This window comes from Frankia nepalensis (assembly GCF_016786325.1).
Lineage (GTDB): Bacteria > Actinomycetota > Actinomycetes > Frankiales > Frankiaceae > Pseudofrankia > Pseudofrankia nepalensis.
Map to the genome: position 1 here is coordinate 1 of NZ_JADWYU010000287.1, position 4,702 is coordinate 4,702.

Annotated in this window: 3 protein-coding genes and 1 pseudogene; 3 read left to right on the plus strand and 1 reads right to left on the minus strand. The window is 74.6% G+C overall.

Annotated features, from left to right (window positions below; genetic code table 11):
- Window positions 1–100: 100 nt before the first annotated feature.
- Complete coding sequence (locus I6A81_RS40440; RefSeq protein WP_203007545.1) at window positions 101–1,045, minus strand: TIGR03619 family F420-dependent LLM class oxidoreductase; 945 nt, start codon at window positions 1,043–1,045, stop codon at window positions 101–103.
- Between the two features lie 139 nt (window positions 1,046–1,184).
- Here I6A81_RS40440 and I6A81_RS40445 point away from each other — a divergent pair, with 139 nt between their 5' ends.
- The 3 genes and pseudogenes from I6A81_RS40445 to I6A81_RS40455 form a co-directional block, all read left to right on the plus strand.
- Window positions 1,185–2,141: a hypothetical protein gene (locus I6A81_RS40445; protein ID WP_203007544.1), complete on the plus strand. Its 957-nt coding sequence runs from the start codon at window positions 1,185–1,187 to the stop codon at window positions 2,139–2,141.
- 387 nt (window positions 2,142–2,528) lie between these two features.
- Window positions 2,529–3,758 (plus strand): cytochrome P450, encoded by a 1,230-nt coding sequence (locus I6A81_RS40450; protein WP_203007543.1) that lies wholly within the window; start codon window positions 2,529–2,531, stop codon window positions 3,756–3,758.
- Between the two features lie 78 nt (window positions 3,759–3,836).
- Window positions 3,837–4,702: pseudogene (locus I6A81_RS40455) on the plus strand (hypothetical protein); the annotation flags it as partial.

The following is a 4,702-nucleotide window of genomic DNA, read 5'->3' on the forward strand; positions in this document are numbered from 1 at the left end:
GCGGCCCCCCCCCCCCCCGGCGCGGGGGGGGGGGGGGGGGGGGGGGGGGGGGGGGGCGCGGCCCCCCCCCCCCCCCCCCCCCCCCCCCCCACCGCCCACGTCAGCCACCGAGCAGCGGCCCGACCTCGGCGCCGAAGGCCGTGAGCTGGTCGGTGAGCTCGGTCAGGGAGCGGCTGGGGAAGCGGACCTGCAGGTGGGTGACGCCGAGGGCGGCGTACTCGCGCAGGTTCTCGGCCAGCTTCTCCGGCGGCGCGGCGACGCACGGCCGGTTCACGTCCCAGCCGGGGTCGCCGACGTAGAGCCACTCGGTGACGGTCCCGACCGCCGCCGGCGTCTCGATCCCGGCCGCCGCGCGTTCCCTGGCGAACAGCTCCACCAGCGGGCGCATCCCCTCGCGTGGGGTGCCCTGCGGCAGCCAGCCCTCGTAGCGGGCCGCCCGGCGCACCGCGGCCGGCGACGACCCGCCGACCCAGATCGGCGGCCGGGGCGACTGGACCGGCCGGGGCGCCTGCCCCAGGCCGCCGCCGGCCGGGTCGGTCAGGGCGAACTCGTCGCGCAGCGCCGCGTCGATGCCCGCCAGGCTGTCGTCGAGCAGCTGGCCGCGCTGGTGGAAGTCCACGCCGAGGGCCGCGAACTCCTCGGGGACGTGCCCGGCGCCGACGCCCAGGACGACCCGGCCGCCGGACAGGGCGTCCAGGGTGGCGAACGCCTTCGAGGTCAGCAGGGGGTGACGGTAGGTGACGTTGAAGACGTGCGAGAGCAGCCGGGTCCGCGTCGTCTGGGCGGCCAGCCAGCCCAGCGTCGCGACGGTGTCGTACCAGACGGTGCTCATCGCGGCGGCGAGCCGCTGGGGGATCGCGACGTGGTCGCACACCCCGACGTAGTCGAAGCCGGCCGCGTCGGCGGCGGCCGCGACGGCGGCCAGCTCCGCCGGGCCCGCGGCGCGCTCCCACGGCTCGGTGAACAGGGCGCTCTGCGCCTGGACGGGCAGCTGGAGGCCATAGGCCAGCGCGCCGGGCGCCGGCTGGGGGTCGGTCGAGGTCACGGGCCCGGAGTGTAGAAGATTTTCTGACGGGTCGACAGATTCGGGTCGCCGCCCTGGCCTACGCTTCCCCCGCTTGCGACCTGCCCGGCCACGGCCCGGCCGGTCGCGATGGAATCCCGCGACGAGAGAGGCGGCCGCGATGACGACGACCAGCGAGCCCACCCCGACCGACGCCGTGCCGGCGGGCCGGCCGACGACGGTCCCGACCGACCCGGACGCGCCGGTCGCGTGGGCCGAGCCGGACGAGGCCTACTCCCGGCTGCCCTCGGTCGGGCCGTACCCGGTCGAGATCGGCTCGGCGCTGATCACGATGGTCGAGCCGCGGCCCGGCCACGAGCGGGCCTACAACCGCTGGTACGAGGACGACCACTTCTACGGCGGCGCGATGGCGATGCCGTGGATGTTCACCGGCCGGCGCTGGGTGGCGCCCCGGGAGCTGCAGCTGCTGCGCCGCCCGCTCGACTCGGTGATCGCCCAGCCGGTGACCCTGGGCCCGTACATCGCGGTCTACTGGATCACGAAGGGCCGCCAGGAGGACCACATGCGCTGGACGGTGGCCACCAACCAGCGCCTGCTCCCGGACGGCCGGGTCTACCTGGACCGCGACCACGTCTTCACGGCGTTCCAGCGCTACCTCGGGGTCTCCTACCGGGACGCGCCGAGCCCCGACGGCCCCGCCCGCCCCCGCGACATCCACGCCCTCGACTACCCGTACCAGGGCCTGGTCGTGGAGGTCGTCGACGCCCCCGCCGAGGCGGCCGAGCCGGGCGGGGCGGGGGTGGCCGGCGTGCTCGACTGGCTGCGCGCCGAGCGGGCGCCGCGGGTGCTCGCGGTGCCGGGCGTCGCGATGGGCCTGTACTTCACCCCGCTGCCGCTGCCGGAGAACCGGATGTCCTATGTCAAGCAGGTCGAGGGGCTCGACCGGCGCGTGACCGTCCTGTGGTTCCTGGAGGCCGACCCGCGGTCGGTGTGGGAGGACGCGTTCGCCGGGGCGGCCGAGCAGGCCGCGGCGGGCGGCGCCGGCCGGCTCGAGCTGGTCGCGCCGTTCCTCCCGACCATCCCGGGCACCGACGCGTACGTCGACGAGCTGCGCTGAGCCGCCGAACCGCGCTGACCCGAGCCTGATCCTCGCTCGCCATCGCCGAGGCCCGCGCCCCAGGACCGCCTGGGCGCGGGCCTCGGCGATGGTCGTTCCTGGCGGGCGGACCGCTGGCCAGCGGCTTTACATACTTGCCCACCGTTGGCAAACCCATAGGGGTTGGCAGCTTTACAAACTTGGCCTTAACTGGAAGGCCCGTAGGTCTTGCGATCTGACGTCTCGTCAGGTCTCATGGCAGGAACGTGTTCTAGTGGCGGCCATGGGGAGGGCGGGAGCGCCGAACCGGCCGCCACGCGTACCGCGCACTGCCGGGCTGCTCCCGCCCCGTCGCCGCGTCCCCTCGTAGCCGCGCCAACCTCTCCGCCGCCGCACCCGGAGGTCCCCATGGCACCGCAGATCAGCCTCGACAGCATCGACGTCTACGACCCCGAGGTGTACGTAGCCGGCGTCCCGCACGAGCAGTTCGCCGTGCTGCGCGCCCAGTCGCCGGTGTTCCACCACCCGGACCACGAGCAGCCGCGGGGGTTCTGGACGGTGACCCGGCACGCGGACGTCACGTTCGTCTCCCGCAACCCGGAGATCTTCTCCTCGCACCGCCAGACCTGCTTCCTCAACGAGCAGACGCCGCAGTCGCTGGCCGAGCAGCAGCTGATGATGGTCAACATGGACCCGCCGGACCACACCCGGCTGCGCGGCCTGCTCAACCGCGGCTTCACGCCCCGCTCGGCCGCCCGGCTCGCTGGCAAGATCGAGGCCGCCTGTGACGTGATCGTGGACAAGGCGCTGGCCACCGGCTCCGGCGACTTCGTGACGATGTGCGCCGCCGAACTGCCGCTCGTCGTCATCGCCGAGCTCATGGGCGTCCCGCACGAGGACCGCTACAAGCTCTTCGAGTGGTCGAACCGGATGCTCGCGGCCGACGACCCCGACCTGTCACCGGCCCCCGACGAGGGGGTCGTCGCCGCGGCGGAGGCCTACGCGTACGCCAACGAGCTCGGCCGGACCAAGCGCGCCTGCCCGGTCGACGACATCGTCAGCAAACTGGTCACCCCGGACGAGAACGGCCTCGAGCTGACCGAGCTGGAGTTCGACCTGTTCTTCATCCTGCTCATCGTCGCGGGCAACGAGACAACCCGGAACGCCATCTCCGGGGGCATGCAGGCGCTGATCGACAACCCGGAGCAGTGGGAGCGGCTGCGCGCCGACCCCGCGAGGATGGCCCGCAGGGCGGCCGACGAGATGGTCCGCTGGGTCAGCCCGGTGATGGCCTTCCGGCGCACGGCCACCCGCGACGTGGAGCTCGGCGGCCAGCTCATCCGGGAGAACGACAAGGTCCTCATGTACTACACGTCGGCCAACTTCGACGACGAGGTGTTCGAGAACCCGCACGCGTTCGACATCGGCCGGGACCCGAACCCGCACGTCGGCTTCGGCGGCGGCGGCCCGCACTTCTGCCTGGGCCGCCACCTCGCCCTGCTGGAGATCGAGATCATGTACCGGGCGCTGGCCCGCCGGGTCGCCCAGGTCGTGCCCACCGCCGAGCCTCGCCGGCTGCGCTCGAACTTCATCAACGGCGTCAAGGAGATGCAGGTCCGCCTCGTTCCGGCCGACTGAGCGCCCCGCGACGCGACCCGTGGCGTGTGCGTGAACAAAGAACGAACAGCCGATCGCGTTCTGTGTCAACATCGCGACATGAGGTCGCTCGGCGAGGTGCTCGAGGCGATGGTCACCTGCGGGGAGCGGTGGCCGTCCGTCCACGCCGAACTGGTGCATCGCCACGATCCGGGCACCGCGGCGGACGCCCGCCGCTCGGTCTCACCCGACCTCGAGCTACCGGGCCCGGGGGACGGGTCGGGCGTCGGCGGGGCCTCGTCGCTTGTCTCCGCCGCCGCGTTCGTCCCCGCCCCGGCACCGCCGGCCCACGGCGAGGATGCCACTGATCCGGTGGTGCGCCGGGGCCGGCTGCTCGCCGCCGCCGGGATGCTGCGGGTCGAATGGCCCGACGAGGACGAGGTCACCGTGGTCGCCGGCGAGCACTGGCGCCGCCGGCGCGGCGAGGAGGTCAGTGGCACCGGCACCATCGGCGCGCCGCGGCCCCGCCCGGGGCAGCTGCGCCGGCCCGGCATCGCGGCCCGCGAGCAGCTGCTGGTCCGCCCCTGGCTGCTGCTGTCGTGGCTGCGTCCCCGGCTGGTCGCCCAGATCCACGTGGGCGGCCGGCCGTCGACCAGGCTTGCCGCCGTGCCGCGCGCGCACCCCCCGGCGCTCGCCGGCTTCGCCGAGGGCACGCAGCGGTTCGACCTCGTCGTCGACGACGAGACCGGCGTCGTCGTCGAGCTCACCGCCTTCTACGAGGGCCGGGTGCTCGAACGCGTCGCGCTGCGCCACGTGACCGTCGGCGACACCGCCGACCCGCGCCTGTTCGACCTGGCTTGTCTCGACCTCGGCCCGGTCGCGACCGGGCCGGCCCCCGCGCCGCCCGCCCCTCGGCCCGGTCCGCCGGCCCCGCCGGCGCGCCAGGCGGGCGCCCTCGCCGCCCGCCCCCACGCCGAGCTCGTCGG

Bases quoted from the DNA above. Each gene is read 5' to 3' on its own strand.
- I6A81_RS40445 (WP_203007544.1), top strand. From the start codon at position 1,185: ATGACGACGACCAGCGAGCCCACCCCGACCGACGCCGTGCCGGCGGGC.
- I6A81_RS40450 (WP_203007543.1), top strand. From the start codon at position 2,529: ATGGCACCGCAGATCAGCCTCGACAGCATCGACGTCTACGACCCCGAG.